This is a genomic window from Neoroseomonas alkaliterrae (genome assembly GCF_014199195.1).
Lineage (GTDB): Bacteria > Pseudomonadota > Alphaproteobacteria > Acetobacterales > Acetobacteraceae > Neoroseomonas > Neoroseomonas alkaliterrae.
This window is the reverse complement of record NZ_JACIJE010000006.1, coordinates 162046-178358: the sequence shown is the minus strand read 5'-3', so window position 1 is coordinate 178358 and position 16313 is coordinate 162046. Positions and strand designations below refer to the sequence as shown.

Below are 16313 nucleotides of genomic sequence, written 5' to 3'. Positions count from 1 at the left end.
GCCTCAGTCCGAGCCCGCGCGCTTGATCATCCAGCGGATGACCAGATACCCGAAGACCGAGAAGCCGAGCCCGATCAGCGCCAGCTTCTGGCCGGTCGGGTTGCGGAAGAAGTTGTCGATGTAGAAGGGCTGGATCTGCGACATGGCGAGCGCGGCGATGTAGGGCAGCACCATCAGGATGCCCGCCTGCATGCGCGCCTCCGCCGCGAGCGCCTTGGCGCGCTTGGCCAGCGCGACGCGCTTGCGCACGATGTCGGCAAGGTTCTCGAGCGTCTCGGCGAGGTTGCCGCCGGTCTGCGTCTGCAGGCCGAGGGTGACGGCGAGGAAGGAGAACTCGGGCAGCTCGGTCCGCTTGTAGAGGCGCATCAGCGCCTGGTCCACCGGCCGGCCGATCGCGACATCGCCGAGCATGCGGGCGAACTCGTCGCGCAGCGGATTGGACGTCTCGGCCGCGACCGAGCGCATCGCCTCGCCGATCGGCAGGCCGGCGCGGATGGCGCGGACCATCAGGCCGATGGCGTCCGGGATCTGCTGGAAGATCGCCATCACGTAGCGGTTGTGCTGCCAGGAGAAGAGGCCGCGCACCACGAAGATGCCGATCGCCACGCCAGCCCCCGCGCCGAGCGGCCGGCCGACCAGGAAGCCGAGGTAATAGCCGACGATCAGCCCGGCGAAGGCGCCGATGAGCAGCGTCGCCCACCACGGGATGAGCTGCTCCTGCGGCGTATCGGGGTTGAAGCGCAGGAAGCGGAGGATGCGTTCGAGCAGCGGGCGCGACTCGTTGGTCTGCAGCCGGATGCTCGGCAGGCCGGTGGTCGGGACCGCGCGGACGTCGGGTGTTCCGGCCGTCACGACGCGTTCGCGCAGGCGCCGGGCCTGGCCCGACTTCGAGAGCGCGACAAGCCCCGTGACCAGCGTGATCGTGAGGAGCGCGCCGATCCCGAGCAGGATGGTCCGGTCCATGGATCAGGCTTCCTGCAGCGCCCGCATCCAGGAATCGAGCATGCCGAAGTAGCTGAGGCGCTCCACGAAGGCCGGCCGCATGCCGGGCGTGACCCAGGTGCCGCGCAGGCGGCCCTCGGCGGTCTCGCCTTCGTACTGGAAGGTGAAGATGTCGTTCATCGTGATGACGTCGCCTTCCAGGCCGCAGATCTCCGAGACCTGGGCGACGCGGCGGCCGCCGTCGCGCATGCGCTCGACCTGGACGATCAGGTCCACCGCCGCGGCGATCTGCGTGCGGATGGCGCGCGAGGGCAGGGTGGACTGCGCCATCATCACCATGTTCTCGACGCGCGTCAGGGCGTCGCGCGCGGTGTTGGCGTGCACGGTGCAGAAGGAACCGTCGTGGCCCGTGTTCATGGCCTGCAGCATGTCGAAGGCCTCGGCGCCGCGCACCTCGCCGACGATGATGCGGTCGGGGCGCATGCGCAGCGCGTTGCGCACGAGGTCGCGGGCGGTCACCTCGCCGCGGCCCTCGAGGTTGGCGTGCCGCGTCTCGAGCCGCACGACATGCGGCTGCTGGAGCTGCAGCTCGGCCGCGTCCTCGATGGTCACGATGCGCTCGCCATGGTCGATCAGCCGCGACATGGCATTGAGCATCGTCGTCTTGCCCGAGCCCGTGCCGCCCGAGATGATGACATTGAGCCGGCAGCGCGCCGCGATCTCGAGGATGCGCTGCACCGCGGGCGACATCGCGCCGACCTGCGTGAGCGACGGCAGGTCGAAGCGCTTCTTGGCGAACTTACGAATGGAGATGCAGGGGCCGTCGAGGGCGAGCGGCGGGAAGACGATGTTCACGCGCGAGCCGTCGAGCAGGCGCGCGTCGCAGAGCGGGCTCGATTCGTCCACGCGACGGCCGACGGTGGCGGCGATCTTCTGCGCGATGGCCGCCACCTGGGAGGAGGAGCGGAAGCGCACATTCGTCTTGATGAGCTTGCCCTTGACCTCGACGAAGACATTGTCGGGGCCGTTGACCATGATGTCGTTGATGCTGTCGTCCTGCAGCAGCGGCTCGAGCGGGCCGTAGCCCACCATGTCGCGCGCGATCTCCTCGGCGATGCGCGACTGCTCGCGCGCCGAGATCTCCATGCGCTCGCGGCTGGCGAGCTCGTGCACCAGCGCGTCGAGCTGCTGGCGCAGCGCGGCGGCGGGCAGCTCGCCGGCGACGACCGGGTCGATGCGCTCCAGGACGAGGGTGCGCAGGCGCGCGAGCTCCGCGCTCTCCGACAGCGCCATGTCGGCGGCCGAGACGTTCAGCGAGCGCGTCTCGGGTTCGGCGGAGATCGGGATGGGGAGCTGGTTCGCGCCTTCGCTCCGGCGTCCGAAGGGTCGCATGGTCAGCCTCCGCGTCCAAACAGCCTGGCGAACAGGGAGCGCGGCCGTTCGTTCGAGCGCACGGCGGCGATCTCCTGGGTGAGGTAGCCGAGGGCGCGCCGGAGCTGCGGGCAGTCGTTCACCGCCGGGCGGCCGAGATTGGCCGCACGGGGCAGCTGCTTCGCGAGGTCGGGGATCTCGACCTCGGGCGGCGCGCCGATCCCCTCGGTGATCAGCTTGGTCGGCAGGAAGCCGCGGCGGCCCGCACCGTTCAGCACGGTGATGACGCGCCCGGCCGAGCCGGTCATGGTCACGAGCTTGCGAAACGAGACGGTGTCGCGGATGCTCGCGACGTCGGGCGCGAGCACGAGCACGACATGCCGCGCGCGCTGCAGCACCAGCCGCTCCACTGGGCCGGGCGGCATCGGCAGGTCCACGACCACATGGTTGAAGCGCTGGCGCAGCATCTCGAGGACGCGGCGCACGCCTTCCTCGGTCGGCTTGACGTCCGCCTCCATCGGCTCCTCGGCCGCGATCAGGCGGATGCGGTCGTTGATCGGCACGCCCACGCGGTCGAGGAACAGCGCATCCACGCGCTCCGGCTCCTCGAGGGCGATGCGCAGGCCGGAGGTGACGCGCGCGCCGAGCATCATGGCAGCAGCGCCGCCGCGCAGATGCAGGTCGAGGATCGCGACATGGCTGTGCGTCGCGGCCTCGAGCTGCAGCGCGAGGTTGACGGCGAGCGTAGTCGCGCCGACGCCGCCATGCACGCCGCACACGGCCGTCACCTGCCCGCCGCGATCCTGGCTGCCCTCCGCCCCGCCCTGGATGTGCGGGGCGAAGAGGCGCGCCACGTTGTCGCGCGTCAGCGGCTTGTGCAGGTATTCGTGCACGCCGACATTGCGGGTGATGTCGCGGTAGAAGGCGATCTCGGTGCGCTCGCCCACGACCAGCACGCGCACATCCGGCGTGCAGACCGAGGCGAGGTCGTCGAGCGCCCCGAAGGGATCCTCGATGCCGCTGATGTCCACGATCAGCACGCGCGGCGTGGTTTCCTTCTCGAGAGCCTTGACCGCCGTGCGCACGGTGCCGCGGCGCACCTGCGCCCCCAGAACGTCGCCGATGCCGCCGCGGATGGCCGCCTCGCTCGCCTCGTCGGCGACGAAGACCATGAGCGAGGGGCGGTCGGCCGACATGACCGCGCCGCCGCGCTGCGCATCGGGGACTTCCCGTGCGGGAAGGCGCTCAGCGCGCACCGCCGCCTCCGCCCGAGGTGACGCCGGCCGGGGTTGCGCCCTGCCGGCCGATGTCGGTGATGCCCTCGGGCAGCGGCGGGCGCCGCCCCTGCTGCATGGCCGTCACCGCCGCCGAGCCGGCATCGCCGCGCTCGGTCGCCGCGCCGACGCCGCGCGTCAGGTGCGACGGATCGGCGACCATGGCGCGCAGGTTGCGGTCGTTGACGCCGTCGGCCTGCCAGGTGCCCCGCCGCTCGAAGTCGGTCGGCGCGATGTAGCTGTCGGCGCAGGCGCCAAGCGCCAGGGCGATGGCGAGGATGGGAGCCGGGTTCCGGGCCATGTCGCTCACTCCACGATGAAGCCGGAGGCCGCGGGCGGCCGGATTTCCCGGTAGGGCGCGCCCGATCCCGTCTGACGCCGGAACAGGATGCGTTCGAGATCCGTCGCCGGGCGGAAGCTGTCGAGCGGCGTGCCGAGCGCGGAGGGATCGGAGACCGGCCGCACGAGGTAGGGCGTGATGATGATCACGAGCTCCGTCTCGTTGCGGCGGAAGCGATCGGAGCGGAACAGCGCGCCGAGCACCGGGATGTCGCCCAGCCCCGCGAGGCCGCTGTTGTTGATGGCCGAGTTGCGGCTGAGCAGGCCGGCGATGGCGAAGCTCTGCCCGCTGCCGACCTCGATGGTCGTCTCGGCGCGCCGGACCGTCAGGCCCGGGATGCGCACCGTGCCGCCGGCCACCGGGAAGATCACCGAGTTGGCCTCGGAGAGTTCGCTGACCTCGGGCCGCACCCGCATGTTCAGCCGCTCGGGCGAGAGCACGGTCGGGACGAAGGAGAGGCTGACGCCGAACTGCTTGAACTCCACCGTCAGCGCATTGGCGTTGCCCGCCGCGGCCACCGGCACCGGGAACTCGCCGCCGGCCAGGAAGGAGGCGACCTCGCCCGACTGCGCGGTCAGGTTCGGCTCGGCCAGGATGGTCACGAGCCGGTCCTGCGCCAGCGCGTCGATGATGGTGTTCACGTCCCAGTTGCCGCGGGTGTAGCCCGCGCCGACCAGGCCACCGGTGCCCGCGCTGGCCCCGGTCAGCGAGCCGATGATGGTCCCGACCACCCCGCTGCCGGTCCGCAGGCCGAGCTGCCAGGACCCGTCGCTGAAGGCGGCGCGCCAGTTGAAGCCGAGATCGCGCGTCACCTCGCGCGACACCTCGGCCACCCGCACGCGCAGGTTCACCTGGATGCCCGAGAGGAGCTGGAGGTTGTTGATCACCTCCCGCCCCTCGCCGCCCATCGCCTTGGCGATGGCCTCGGCGCGCTGGGCGTCGGCGGCGGTGGGCACCATGCCGGTCAGCCCGATCGCGCCGCGGCCGACGATGCTCACGCGCACATTCTGCCCGCCGCGGACCATGCGGCGGATCATGCTCTGCACCTGGCCCGCGGTGACCGGGGCGATGGCGGCGGCGGTGGCCGGCGCGGCCTGCGGCACGCCCGCCGCGCTGCTCTGCACCGTGATGTCGAACTCCGCGACCAGCGAGCCGTCCTCGCGCGTCGCGATCAGGTTGGTGCGGCCGGCATTCACGCCCATCACGAAGAGGCTGGTGGGCGAGGCCGGCTGCACGCGGGCGATGCGCGGATCCGCCACCAGCACCGTGACCGCCGCGGCGGGCAGTTCGACGAGGCGGCCAGAGCCCTGCTCGAGCACGATCGGCCGGGTCAGGGTGGCGCCGGGCTGAGGCGCGCTGACCTGCGGCATGCCGGGGATCTGCGGCACCGTCGGCATCTGGGCCTGGGCCTGCTGGGCCTGCGCCTGCGGCAGCAGCGTGAAGCCCTGGGTCTGCGCCGGCACGGTCAGCGGCGTTCCCATGCGGGGACCGGAGGGCGGCAGGGCCTGGGCCATGCGCACCACCGCGGGTTCCTGCGGCGGGAGCGCCTCCGGCGCGATCGGGGTGGCGGGCAGGCTCGCCGTAGCAGGCGAGGCGCTCGCGAGGATGGCCGGCCGCGGGGTGACGGCGGGGTTGGGGCGCTGCATCGCCTGCGCGAGGTCGGCGATCACCGCCTCGGCGCTGGGCAGCGCGGGCTCGGGCGCCGTCGCCACGGAAGCGGCGGGGGGCGCGGCGGCGGCGGCAGGCGCCGAGGGGTCGAGAATGTCGATCACGAGCTTCGGCCCGTGATGGAAATGGCGGAACCGCACGCCGGGCCGGGTCGCGATGCGCACCCCGCCCTCCGCCTGGGCCAGTTCCGTCACGTTGCGCGGCACCGCCACGCCATCGAGGCGGGCCTGGCCGGGCGAGGCGAAGCGGACAAGCAGGCCGTCATCGGTCGGCACCGCCTGGTATTCGGTGCGGGCCGGCCAGTCGAAGACGATCCGGCCATAGCCGGGATGCGTGCCGGTCCTGACGCCGATCACGCGGGGCGCCTCGGCCGGTCCCGCCTCGACCGCCTGGGTTCCGGCCGCCTGCGCCGCGAAGGAGGCGGGCATCAGGACCAGAACCGGCAGGGTCGCGGTGGCGGCGAGCAGGGGCAGGCGACCGGCGCGGCGCGCGCCGGTCATCCACTCCCCCGCGGCCGCGCGGAACTCGGCCAAGCGCGCATCTTTCATCGGAACGTCACCTCTTGCTGCGTACCGCCCTGGATAACCCGCATGCGGGGCGCGGTGGGCGCCGGCGCCTGGGGTCCGGTCAGCGCAGAGGAGACATCGGAACCGAACACAAGGGAAGGACGGGGCCCGGTCGCCTCGGGCACACCCTCGATGGAGCGGACCACGAGGGAGATGCGGCCGAGTTGCATGGCGACAGCCACACGCTCAGCCTGCTCCGGGGTAACCTCAAGCGTCACCGTGCGCGCAACCACACGCCCGGCAGTCGCATCCGACCCGCTGTGACTGATCTGCTGGTCCACCGCGATAACCCGAACGGCGGACAGAATGGTCTCGCCAACGACACGGCGTCCAGGCGATTCGCGTCCCTGGTCCCCGGTATTGAGGTTCTGCGTCAGGATCAGGTCAACCTCGTCGCCCGGCCAGATCAGGCCCGAGGCGCCGGTCACCACGTCCACGCCGATCGAGATGGCGCGGGTGCCGGGGCGCAGCACGGCGGCGAGGAAGCCGCGGTCGCGCGGGCGCAGCACGTCGGTGCGCACGATCGGGGTGTTGGGGTCCACGAAGCGCCGCAGCAGCGCGCCGCGCAGCTCGGCCAGGGATTCCTGCCCGCCGACGAAGGCGCCATCGGGGACGCTGTCGCCCGAGACCTCCATCTCGCGCAGGTCGTCGTCCTTCAGCAGGGTGCCGATGGACAGCGGCCGCGCCGCGACCAGCATCCGCACGCGCGGGGCCGGCGCGACGACCGGCGGCGCCTCCACGCGCGCCACCTGCGGGACGTATTGCGGCGGCTGCATGAGCTGCATGGCCAGGATGCCGAGGCCGGTGGCGCTCAACACCAGGGAGAAGATGACAAGGATGCGGAGGAACATGGTGTTTACGCCCTCGGCAGAAGGGTCAGGACAAGGATGCCGCCCACCGCGATGGCGACGGCATAGGGAAGCGGGCCACGGCGCCGAACGCGCCATGCCTCGACGACCAGGACGCGGCGGAGCAGCGAGGCCTGGCCGGCGAGCCGCGGCTGCGGCACCACATGCCGGCCCAGGATGTAGGCCACCCCGAGCAGCCCGCCCGCGAAGACGGTCGCGACGATGAAAAGCCAGGTCTCATGCGGCGCCAGGCCGACCGCCATGGCGCTCATGACCTTGACATCCCCGCCGCCGAGCAGGCCGCGCGCGGCAAGAGGCAGGAGAAGAAGGAAGAGCGCGACGCCGATGAGGAGCGACAGGCCGGCATCGGCCCAGCCGGCCGTCATCACGCGGCCGATCAGGCCGGCCACTGCGATCGCGATGGAAACCTCATCCGGAATCAACCGTGTGGCGATATCGCGCGCCGCGGCGAAGATGAGCAGAGGGATCGCGACGACCTGGAACAACAGGAAGCCAGTCATGTCGCGCACCCGCTCCGCCTGGAGTTGACTCCGTTCCGGTGACTTCAGCGTGCCGTCGCGGCGAGCGAACTCTGGCCGGCGACGATCTGTTGCCCCGCGTAGTTCATCGGGTTGTTGATGTCGAAGGCGAGGATCGCCCCGCCGACCACGATCACCACACCGACCGCCAGAATGGCGTATTCCGCCGACGTGACGCCCTTCCGGTCGTCCCAGCCTCGGCGGAGAACATGCCAGATTTTCTGGACCGCTCTCATTGCCTTCACCCCCTAAGGCCAGCCCCAGCTCGCCGATCCTGGCTCCGGAAGGCTGGCGCCGGCCCGCGGCGCCGTCCAGTGTTTCCCCTCACACCCCTGAGGGGACCTCCCCGCCCCACTCCGGACGTCCGGCCGGTCAGGCTTGCGCACTGCGGCCGGGCGCCCGGGCGGGGATCAGGAAGCCTGGATCAGCGGCCGGTGATCGAGCTCTGGGTCGAGGTGATCTGGGTGCCGATGCCGGTGAACGCCTGGTTCAGGGCCGGCGCGAAGGCCAGGACGGCGCCGCCGACCACGATGACCACGCCCACCGCGAGGATGGCGTACTCGGCCGCGGTCACGCCCTTCTTGTCGGAAGCGGCGCCAAGGATGGAGGCCAGGAACTTGCGAATCATGTCGATCCCCTTCGAAGCATCTCAATAACGAGCCTGTTTTGCCTCACCCTCTCCCGCACCCGCTCGTCTGGGCCTCGCGGGGGAGAGTGCGAAGCGGATCCCTCGATGAGGGGGTGACCGCGTCTGAGGGGAGATGACCATTTTCATTAATGGTCCGTCAACTCTAAAAAACGAGATTCTTCTTCAAAAACGGAAAACCTGTTTCAACTATTCGTGATATGCGTAGCGCCATCTCAGCGCAGCCCCGCGCATGCGCCGAATGCGCCTGCATATAGCCGCCGGCCACCACAAAGAATCGTCGAAAAATTGCAACGTCGCCCACTCACATACGATCTCGCCTTCGTGAGGTCGTTCCACGGCCGTTCTTTTATTAAATTTTCCTTCATGATTTACCGATTCCCGCTTGAATAGCACCAAAAATACGCGCAGACTAAATAAGCGTCCCGTATCAATTTTCGCTCTGCCGCTCAGGGCTTCACGGAGGCCAGAATGGCTCGAACCCCGGCGCAAAGGCTGAACCCCGCGCAGCGCGGACGCGCCCGCCGTCGCGGCGCTGTCGGTGCCGCGATGGCCGTGGGCCTGACCGCCATGCTCGGCATGGGGGCGCTCGCGACCGAAGCGGGCGTGTGGCTGACCGTCCGGCGGAACGTCCAGAATGCCGCCGATGCCGGAGCCTATGCCGGCATTTCCACCCTGGCCCTGCGGGGCCCCAACGCCCCGCTCGCCCTGTCGGTGGACACCGTCGCGCGCGACGCGGTTGAACGAAACGGCTTCCTGGCCGGCCGGGATGGCACCAGCGTGACGGTCCGGACCGGCTTCTGGAACGAAAGCACCCGCACCTTCACCTCGCCGGCGCCGGCGGGCAACTCGCCGAACGCCGTCCGGGTCGAAGTCACGCAACCCCAGCCCACCGCGCTCGCGCGGCTCATCTCGGCCACGACGCCCGTCGCATGGGGCGGCGCGACGGCCATCATCGCCCAGGGCGGACCGGCCTGCACCCTGACCATCCCGCCGCCGACCACCACATCGCAGGTCAGCGGCCGCACGAACATCGCCGGCAGCAGCACGGTCAACGCGCCCGAATGCCTCATGGTCGCGAATGCGACCGGACGGCGGGCGATCAACATCCAGAACAATTCGGCCGCCCAGGCCGCCACGATCGGCGGCCTCCGGTCCTCCGGCCAGTGCTACAACTGCAACCAGGTGATGGGCGGCAACATGCCCGCCGGATACTCGTCGAACCAGGCGCCCACGCCCAACCCGTACCGGCATGTGGACCTCGCGCCGATGCCGAGCTTCAACAACGCGCAATGCGTTGAACCGACCTACCTGAACGCCAGCGGCCAGCCGACGAACCGCAACGGCGCCGTCGAGATCCGGCTCGCCGCCCACACCAACCCCAACACGACGCCGAGCGCCACCTGCACGAACGTCGCCATCGGCGCCGGGCAGACGCTGACGCTGACGCCGGGGACCTACTACTTCAACAATGCCAGCCTGTCGCAGACGGGCGGCCGCATCGTCTGCAGCGGCTGCAGCGTCGGCGGGGCCGGCGTCACGATCGTCCTGACCGGCAGCAACCCCAACAATGTCGGCAACCTGCGGATCACCGGCGGAGAGTTCAATCTCAACGCGCCTGGCCCCGGCTTTGGCACGATCAGCGCCTATGACGGCATCGTGCTCTACCGCGACGACCTCGGGCGGGTCTCGAACGCGGCGAACGACTCGATCAAGATCACGGGCAACCCGAACAGCACCATCTTCGGCGCGATCTACGCGCCGACCGCCCATGTCGAACTCGAAGGCACGGGCACGATGAACCAGACGCCGACGCCCGCCGGCGGATGCATGGCCGTGGTGGCGGGCGAACTCACCTATTCGGGCAACTCGGCGGTCAACATCGCCGCCTGCGAAGCCAATGGAACCGCCGTCACCCGCATCGTCTATGTGAGGCTCGCCCAATGAGGCGCCGCCTGGACCGCGGCGCCTCGGCGCTCGAGTTCGCGCTGACTGCACCCATCGTGTTGTTCATCACCCTGGCGGTGGTGGATTTCGGCAACGCCCTGCAGCGGACGATCCGCCTCGAATCCGCGGCGCGCGCGGGCGCGCAGGTGGCGTTCTCGCAGCCCGATGACCAGAATGCCATCCGGGCGGCGATCCTGCAGTCGCTCGGGATCCCTGCGACGGGCACGAACAACCCGGCCGGGAACACCTCCATCTCGGTGTCCTCATCGTGCCTCTGCCCGCCCCCGGGCACCACGGCGTTCGACTGCTCGACCGGCGATCCCGTGGCGTCCTGCGGCACGGATGACTTCCGGCAATACGTCTCGGTCACCGTGTCGCAGCCCTTCACGGCGCTGCTCGTCGTCCCCCTGACCACGCTGCGCGGCAATGTCGAGCTCCGCCTCCGCTGACCCGCCCGCCCGCCGGACGCGCCGCGCAGCTCGCGGGTTCGCCGCGCCGTGGCGCTCGCGGCGCGGCGTGGCTGCCGTCGAGTTCGCCGTCGTCGGCGGCCTCTTCATGGTCATGCTGCTCGCGGCGGTCGAGGTCGGCCGCTACTACATGACCGTCCAGGGCCTGCGGAACTTCATCGCGGATGCCGGGCGGCACGGCATGGTGACCATGCAGAGCGGCCAGACGCTGTGCCGCGAGCAGCTGGTTTCCGCAATCGGCCGCGGCGGCGTGGTCGGCGGCCTCGTGAGCGGGAGCCCCGGCGTGTGCGTCTCGCGCGTCGAGGCGCCGGTCGGTGGCGGCGGAACCGCCGTCACCGTCACTGTCACGACCGACGTGACGCTCAATCTCGTCATGAACGTCTTCGGCGTCGGCCCCCAGCGTTTCCAGGACACGACGACGGTCCGCTTCGTCTTCTGAACTTCCCCGCTCGTCATCCGGGCGAACCGGCGAACCGGCCTGCGCTTGACCGCGCGCCATGCTCGCGGCGTGATGCCGCCGCCGGGCGCCCTTGCCGCCCGGGATGCGACGCACGCGGCGAATGCGCGGGAGGACGGCGGCCATGCCCGCAACGATGCTGGACAGGATCTGGGACCCCCATGTCGTCGCCGATCTCGGCGGCGGCTGGTCCCTGCTGCATTGCGACCGGGTGCTGCTGCACGACCTCTCCGGCGGGCGCGCGCTCGAGGAGGTGCTCGAGGCCGGCCACCGCATCGCCCGCCCCGACCTCGTCTTCGCGACACCCGACCATGCCGTCTCCTCGGCCCCCGGGCGCACCGCCGAGACCTTCCCGAAAGGGGGCCGGCTGCTCGCGGGCCTGCGCGCGCGCGCGGCCGAGACGGGCATCCGCCTCTTCGACCTCGGGCAGGACGGCAACGGCATCGTGCATGTCATGGCGCCCGAACTCGGCATCGTGCTGCCCGGCACGGTGCTCGTCTGCGGCGACAGCCACACCTGCACCAATGGCGGGCTCGGCGCGCTGGCCTTCGGCATCGGCGCCTCCGAACTGCGCCATGTCCTCGCCACCCAGACCCTGCCGCAGAAGAAGCCGCGCAGCATGCGCATCCGCTTCGAGGGCACCGCCCCGCCGGGTGTGACGCCGAAGGACATGATCCTCGCCGCCATCGGCCGCTTCGGCGCCGGCGCGGGCACCGGCCATGCGGTGGAGTATGCCGGTTCGGCGGTGCGCGCCCTCTCGGTCGAGGGGCGGCTGACGCTGTGCAACCTCTCGATCGAGATGGGGGCGAAGATCGGCATGGTCGCCCCCGACGAGACCACCTTCGAATGGCTCGCGGGCCGCGACTTCGCGCCGCGCGGCGCCGCCTGGGACGCGGCCTTGCGCGCCTGGCGCGCCCTGCCGAGCGATGCCGAGGCGCGCTTCGACCGCGACCTCGTGATCGAGATGCGCGACATCGCCCCGCAGATCACCTGGGGCACCAGCCCCGAGCATGTGCTGCCCGTCACCGGCCGCGTGCCCGACCCCGCCGCGGCCGCGAATGCCGAGCAGCGCACCGCCTGGGAAGCCGCCCTCGCCTACATGGGCCTCGCACCCGGCGCACCGATCGCGGGAACGAAGGTGGACTGGGTGTTCATCGGCTCCTGCACCAATTCGCGCATCGAGGATCTGCGCGCCGCCGCCGCCGTGCTGCGCGGGCGGAAAGTGGCCCCGCATGTCACCGCCTGGGTGGTGCCGGGCAGCGAGCGCGTGAAGCGCGCGGCCGAGGCCGAGGGGCTCGACGCCGCCTTCCGCGCCGCCGGCTTCGAATGGCGCGAGCCCGGCTGCGCGCTCTGCGTCGCGGCGAATGGCGAGGCGGTGCCGCCCGGCGCGCGCTGCGTCTCCACCTCCAACCGCAACTTCGTCGGGCGGCAGGGCACGGGGGCGCGCACGCATCTCGCCTCCCCGGCCATGGCGGCGGCGGCGGCCGTCACCGGCGCCATCGCCGATGTCCGGCAGCTCGCGGCGTAAGGGGCGGCCCAGATGGAAAAGTTCACCACCGTCAGCGGCCCCGCCGCGCCGATGCTGGCGCCCAATGTGGACACCGACGTCATCATCCCGATCCAGCGCCTGGTGGGCACCGGCCGCACCGGCCTCGGGCCCCATGCCTTCGAGCGCCTGCGCTACCTCCCGGACGGGTCGGAGAATCCGGATTTCGTCCTCAACCGTCCGCAATACCGCGGCAGCCCGATCCTGCTGGCGGGGCCCAACTTCGGCTGCGGATCCTCGCGCGAGGGCGCCGTCTGGGCGCTGATGGGCATGGGTTTCCGCGCCGTCCTCGCGCCCTCCTTCGGCGACATCTTCTTCAACAACTGCTTCCAGAACGGCCTGCTGCCCGTGGTGCTGCCCGAGGAGGCGATCCGGCGCATCGCCGCCGAGACCGAGGCCGCGCAGGGCGCGCGCCATACGAGGGTGGACCTCGTGCGGCAGGTCGTCGTCACGCCCGAGGGCGCCGAGATCCCCTTTGCGGTGGATGCGCGCAAGCGCGAGGCGCTGATCGAGGGCCTCGACGACGTGGCGCTCACGCTGCGCGTGCAGGACCGCATCCTGGCCTGGCAGGCCGCCGACCGGGCGGCGCGGCCCTGGGTCTGGCAGCCGGTGGAGCGCGGCGCATGATCGAGATCGCGGTGCTGCCGGGCGACGGCATCGGCCCGGAGGTGACGGACGAGGCGGTGCGCGTGCTCGACTGGTTCGCTGCCCGGCGCGGCCTGCCCCTGCGCATGACGCGCCTGCTGTTCGGCACCGCCGCCTGGCAGGCCGAGGGCACCACCATGCCCGACGCCACCTGGGCGGCGATCGAGGCCGCGGATGCGCTGCTCTTCGGCGCGACCGACAGCCTCGCGCAGCAGCACATCCCGGCGGAGGAGCGCCGCAAGGGCGCGCTGCTGCGCATGCGCAAGGCGCTCGACGTCTTCGCGAACCTCCGCCCCATCCGTGCCTGGCCCGCGCTCGCCGAGGCCTCGCCCTTCAAGCCGCGGACCATCGCGGGCGCGGATCTCGTCTTCGTGCGCGAGCTCACCGCCGGGGTCTATTTCGGCACGCCGCGCGGCATCGAGACCCAGCCCGATGGCAGCCGCCGCGGGGTGAACACCCACAGCTACACGGAAGCCGAGATCGCCCGCGTCGCGCGCTTCGCCTTCGCCCTCGCCCGCCAGCGGCGCAACCGCGTGACCTCGGTGGACAAGGCCAACGTCATGGAGGCAGGCCGGCTGTGGCGCGACGTGGTGAGCGAGGTGCATGCGGCGGAATTCGCCGATGTCGCGCTCGAGCACATGCTCGCCGACAATTGCGCGCTGCAGTTGGGCCGCGCGCCGGCGCGCTTCGATGTCATCGTGACCGACAACCTGTTCGGCGACCTGCTCTCGGACTGCGCCGGGGCGATCAACGGCAGCCTCGGCATGCTGCCCTCGGCGGCGCTGTCGGCGCCGGGTCCGGACGGACGCCGCCGCGCGCTCTACGAGCCGATCCACGGCTCGGCGCCAGACATCGCGGGCAAGGGGGTCGCGAACCCGCTCGGTGCCATCCTCTCCGCCGCGCTGCTGCTGCGCTGGACGGCCGGCGCACCGGCCGAGGCGGACAGGCTGGAGGCGGCGGTGGAGGCCGCGCTCGCCGCCGGCGCCCGCACCGCCGACATCGCGCTGCCGGGCGAGGCGGTGCTCGGCACCCGGGCCATGACGGATGCCGTGATCGCCGCCCTCGAGGCCTCGCTGTAGGGGCGGGGGCGATCCGGGCGGGCGGTCATGCCCGGCAGACCCCTCGCCTCCGCGCGCGGCCTGTCCTAGCGTTCCTCCCAAGGAATAGGGAGGAAGGGTGAGATGCGTCGCCTGCTGCTGGCCGCCGTCGCGGCTTCCCTGCTGGCGTTCCCGGCCGCGGCCCAGGAACGCACCATCCGCATCATCTCCGGCTTCGCGCCCGGTGGCGCGGGCGACCTGATGGCCCGGCTGATCGCCGAATACGTCCCGCCGCTGATGGGCGCGCGCGGCGTGGTGGAGAACCGCACCGGTGCCAACGGCCTGATCGGCGCCGAGGTGGTCGCTCGCAGCGCGCCGGACGGCAACACCGTGCTGCAATGCCCGATGGGCAGCATGACCATCACGCCCAACCTGCCCGGCGCCGCGCTGCCGATCGACCCGCGCACGGAGCTGACGGGTGTCGCCAATGTCGCGCTGTCCACCTATGCGCTGGTGGTCGCCGCGCGCGGGCCGCACCAGGACGTTCCCGGCCTGCTCGCGGCCGCGCGCGCGCGGCCCGGCGGGCTGACCTATGCCTCGGCGGGCGTGGGCTCGGCGCAGCACCTGTCCGCCGAACTGCTGAAGGCGCGCACGGGGCTCGACATCGTGCATGTGCCCTATCGCGGCGCGGCGCTCGCGGTGGTGGACATCCTCGGCGGCCGGACCGACTTCATGATCACCAATCTCGGCGACGTCATGCGCCAGGTCACGGGCGGGGAACTGCGGATCCTCGCCATGGGCGACGATGCGGGCTCCCCGCTTTTCCCGCAGGTGCGGCCCATCTCGGCCTTCGTGCCGGGGCTGCAGATGGCGGGCTGGTTCGGCATCTGCGGGCCGCGCGCGATGAGCGAGGAAAGCCTCGCGCGCTGGTCCGACGCCACGCGCCGCGCGCTCGAGAACCCGCAGTTCCGCGAAAGGCTGCTGGCCAACGGCCTGACGCCGAACTTCGAGGACACGCGGAGCTTCAACGCGCGCATCGCGCGCGACCTCGCTTCCTGGGGCGAGGTGATCCGCACCGCCGGCGTGCGAGGGGACTGAGCGGCGTGGCGATCCGCCTCGCCGCCTTCACCAAGAACGGCGTCAATCCGAACTACCAGGCCTTCCTGCGTGGCGTGGAGCGCGCGGCGGCGGCCGAAGGCGCGACCGCCACGCGGCATTTTCCCGCCGAGCCCGACGATGCGGCCGGTCAGATCGCGCTTCTGCGCGCCGTGGTGGCGGAGCGGCCGGATGCGATCCTCTTCGCCCCGGCCGACGATGCCCTCCTGGAGGCCCCGGTGGCCGAGGCGATCGCGGCGGGCATTCCCTTCATCGGCTTCGTCAACCGCATGAGGGGGGTTTTCGTCTCCTTCGTCGGCGCCGACGACGCGGCCATGGGCCGGACCGTCGCCGGCTTCCTCATCGCGGCCCTGAATGGCCGCGGCGATGTGGTGCTGATCGAGGGGCCGGACAGCGCGCCCACCAGCCGCGACCGCGGCCGCGGCTTCCGCGAGGCCATCGCGGCCGCCCCGGGCATCCGCCTGCTCGGCGCCGCGCCGGGGCGCTACCTGCGCGAGCCGGGGCGCGCGGCGATGGAGGCGCTGCTCGCGCGCCATCCGCGCCTGGACGGCGTGATCTGCACCAACGACCTGATGGCGCTCGGCGCGCTGGACGCGCTCGAGGCCGCGGGGCGGCGCGCTCTGGTGGTGGGCAACAACGGCACCATCGAGGCGGCGGAGGCGATCGCCGAGGGCCGGCTGCTCGCCTCCATGGACTATGACGGGCAGCGCATGGGCGCGATCGCCGCCATGGCCGCGCTGCGCCACCTGCGCGGCGAGCCGGTGCCGCGCGAGATCCTGCTGCCCGCCGTCGTCATCCATCGCGGCAACCACGCGGCCTGGCTCGTGCCGATCGAGCAGCGCCCCCTGCCCCGCTGGGAGGATGCCGTGCCCGCCTGATCCGATATCCGCACCGGGAGGAACCG

The 16313-nt window shown here is 71.6% G+C and carries 17 protein-coding genes; 8 read left to right on the top strand and 9 right to left on the bottom strand.

The annotated features are described in order from the left end of the window. Positions 1–3 precede the first annotated feature (3 nt). The 9 genes from FHS88_RS12100 to FHS88_RS12060 all read right to left on the bottom strand — a co-directional run bounded on the left by FHS88_RS12100 (position 4) and on the right by FHS88_RS12060 (position 8176). The gene (locus tag FHS88_RS12100) at positions 4–963 is read right to left on the bottom strand and encodes a type II secretion system F family protein (RefSeq protein WP_184484950.1); all 960 of its coding nucleotides are present in this window, start codon (positions 961–963) and stop codon (positions 4–6) included. 3 nt (positions 964–966) lie between these two features. Beyond that, the gene (locus FHS88_RS12095) at positions 967–2334 is read right to left on the bottom strand and encodes a CpaF family protein (protein WP_184484948.1); all 1368 of its coding nucleotides are present in this window, start codon (positions 2332–2334) and stop codon (positions 967–969) included. A 2-nt stretch (positions 2335–2336) separates the two neighbouring features. After that, complete coding sequence (locus FHS88_RS12090) at positions 2337–3509, bottom strand: AAA family ATPase (protein ID WP_184484946.1); 1173 nt, start codon at positions 3507–3509, stop codon at positions 2337–2339. Positions 3510–3558: 49 nt separating this feature from the next. Then, a complete protein-coding gene (locus FHS88_RS12085) occupies positions 3559–3888 on the bottom strand; it encodes a hypothetical protein (RefSeq protein ID WP_184484944.1) in 330 nt (109 codons plus the stop codon). Between the two features lie 5 nt (positions 3889–3893). Next, positions 3894–6128, bottom strand: a complete 2235-nt coding sequence (locus tag FHS88_RS12080; RefSeq protein WP_184484942.1) for a type II and III secretion system protein family protein — start codon at positions 6126–6128, stop codon at positions 3894–3896. An 11-nt stretch (positions 6129–6139) separates the two neighbouring features. Beyond that, a complete protein-coding gene (gene cpaB / locus FHS88_RS12075) occupies positions 6140–7012 on the bottom strand; it encodes a Flp pilus assembly protein CpaB (protein ID WP_184484940.1) in 873 nt (290 codons plus the stop codon). Between the two features lie 5 nt (positions 7013–7017). Next, a complete protein-coding gene (locus tag FHS88_RS12070) occupies positions 7018–7530 on the bottom strand; it encodes an A24 family peptidase (protein ID WP_184484938.1) in 513 nt (170 codons plus the stop codon). Positions 7531–7574: 44 nt separating this feature from the next. Beyond that, positions 7575–7784 (bottom strand): Flp family type IVb pilin, encoded by a 210-nt coding sequence (locus FHS88_RS12065; protein ID WP_184484936.1) that lies wholly within the window; start codon positions 7782–7784, stop codon positions 7575–7577. Positions 7785–7972: 188 nt separating this feature from the next. Next, positions 7973–8176: a Flp family type IVb pilin gene (locus FHS88_RS12060; protein ID WP_184484934.1), complete on the bottom strand. Its 204-nt coding sequence runs from the start codon at positions 8174–8176 to the stop codon at positions 7973–7975. Between the two features lie 489 nt (positions 8177–8665). Here FHS88_RS12060 and FHS88_RS12055 point away from each other — a divergent pair, with 489 nt between their 5' ends. The 8 genes from FHS88_RS12055 (at position 8666) to FHS88_RS12020 (ending at position 16287) form a co-directional block, all read left to right on the top strand. Next, positions 8666–10141, top strand: coding sequence for a TadG family pilus assembly protein (locus tag FHS88_RS12055; protein ID WP_184484932.1), 1476 nt, complete (start codon positions 8666–8668; stop codon positions 10139–10141). After that, positions 10138–10590 (top strand): TadE/TadG family type IV pilus assembly protein, encoded by a 453-nt coding sequence (locus FHS88_RS12050; RefSeq protein ID WP_184484930.1) that lies wholly within the window; start codon positions 10138–10140, stop codon positions 10588–10590. Before FHS88_RS12055 ends, FHS88_RS12050 begins: the two co-directional genes overlap by 4 nt. Before the next feature lie 67 nt (positions 10591–10657). Beyond that, the gene (locus tag FHS88_RS12045; RefSeq protein ID WP_184484928.1) at positions 10658–11047 is read left to right on the top strand and encodes a TadE/TadG family type IV pilus assembly protein; all 390 of its coding nucleotides are present in this window, start codon (positions 10658–10660) and stop codon (positions 11045–11047) included. A gap of 142 nt (positions 11048–11189) precedes the next feature. Continuing rightward, positions 11190–12593 carry a 3-isopropylmalate dehydratase large subunit gene (gene leuC, locus FHS88_RS12040; RefSeq protein ID WP_184484926.1) on the top strand — a complete coding sequence of 468 codons (1404 nt, stop codon included), beginning with the start codon at positions 11190–11192 and terminating at the stop codon, positions 12591–12593. A 12-nt stretch (positions 12594–12605) separates the two neighbouring features. Then, positions 12606–13238: a 3-isopropylmalate dehydratase small subunit gene (gene leuD / locus FHS88_RS12035; protein ID WP_184484924.1), complete on the top strand. Its 633-nt coding sequence runs from the start codon at positions 12606–12608 to the stop codon at positions 13236–13238. Continuing rightward, the gene (gene leuB, locus FHS88_RS12030; protein ID WP_184484922.1) at positions 13235–14335 is read left to right on the top strand and encodes a 3-isopropylmalate dehydrogenase; all 1101 of its coding nucleotides are present in this window, start codon (positions 13235–13237) and stop codon (positions 14333–14335) included. The genes leuD and leuB overlap by 4 nt, the downstream gene beginning before the upstream one ends. Before the next feature lie 102 nt (positions 14336–14437). Next, positions 14438–15391, top strand: coding sequence for a Bug family tripartite tricarboxylate transporter substrate binding protein (locus tag FHS88_RS12025; protein WP_184484920.1), 954 nt, complete (start codon positions 14438–14440; stop codon positions 15389–15391). A gap of 5 nt (positions 15392–15396) precedes the next feature. Further along, positions 15397–16287 carry a substrate-binding domain-containing protein gene (locus FHS88_RS12020; protein WP_184484918.1) on the top strand — a complete coding sequence of 297 codons (891 nt, stop codon included), beginning with the start codon at positions 15397–15399 and terminating at the stop codon, positions 16285–16287. Positions 16288–16313 lie beyond the last annotated feature (26 nt).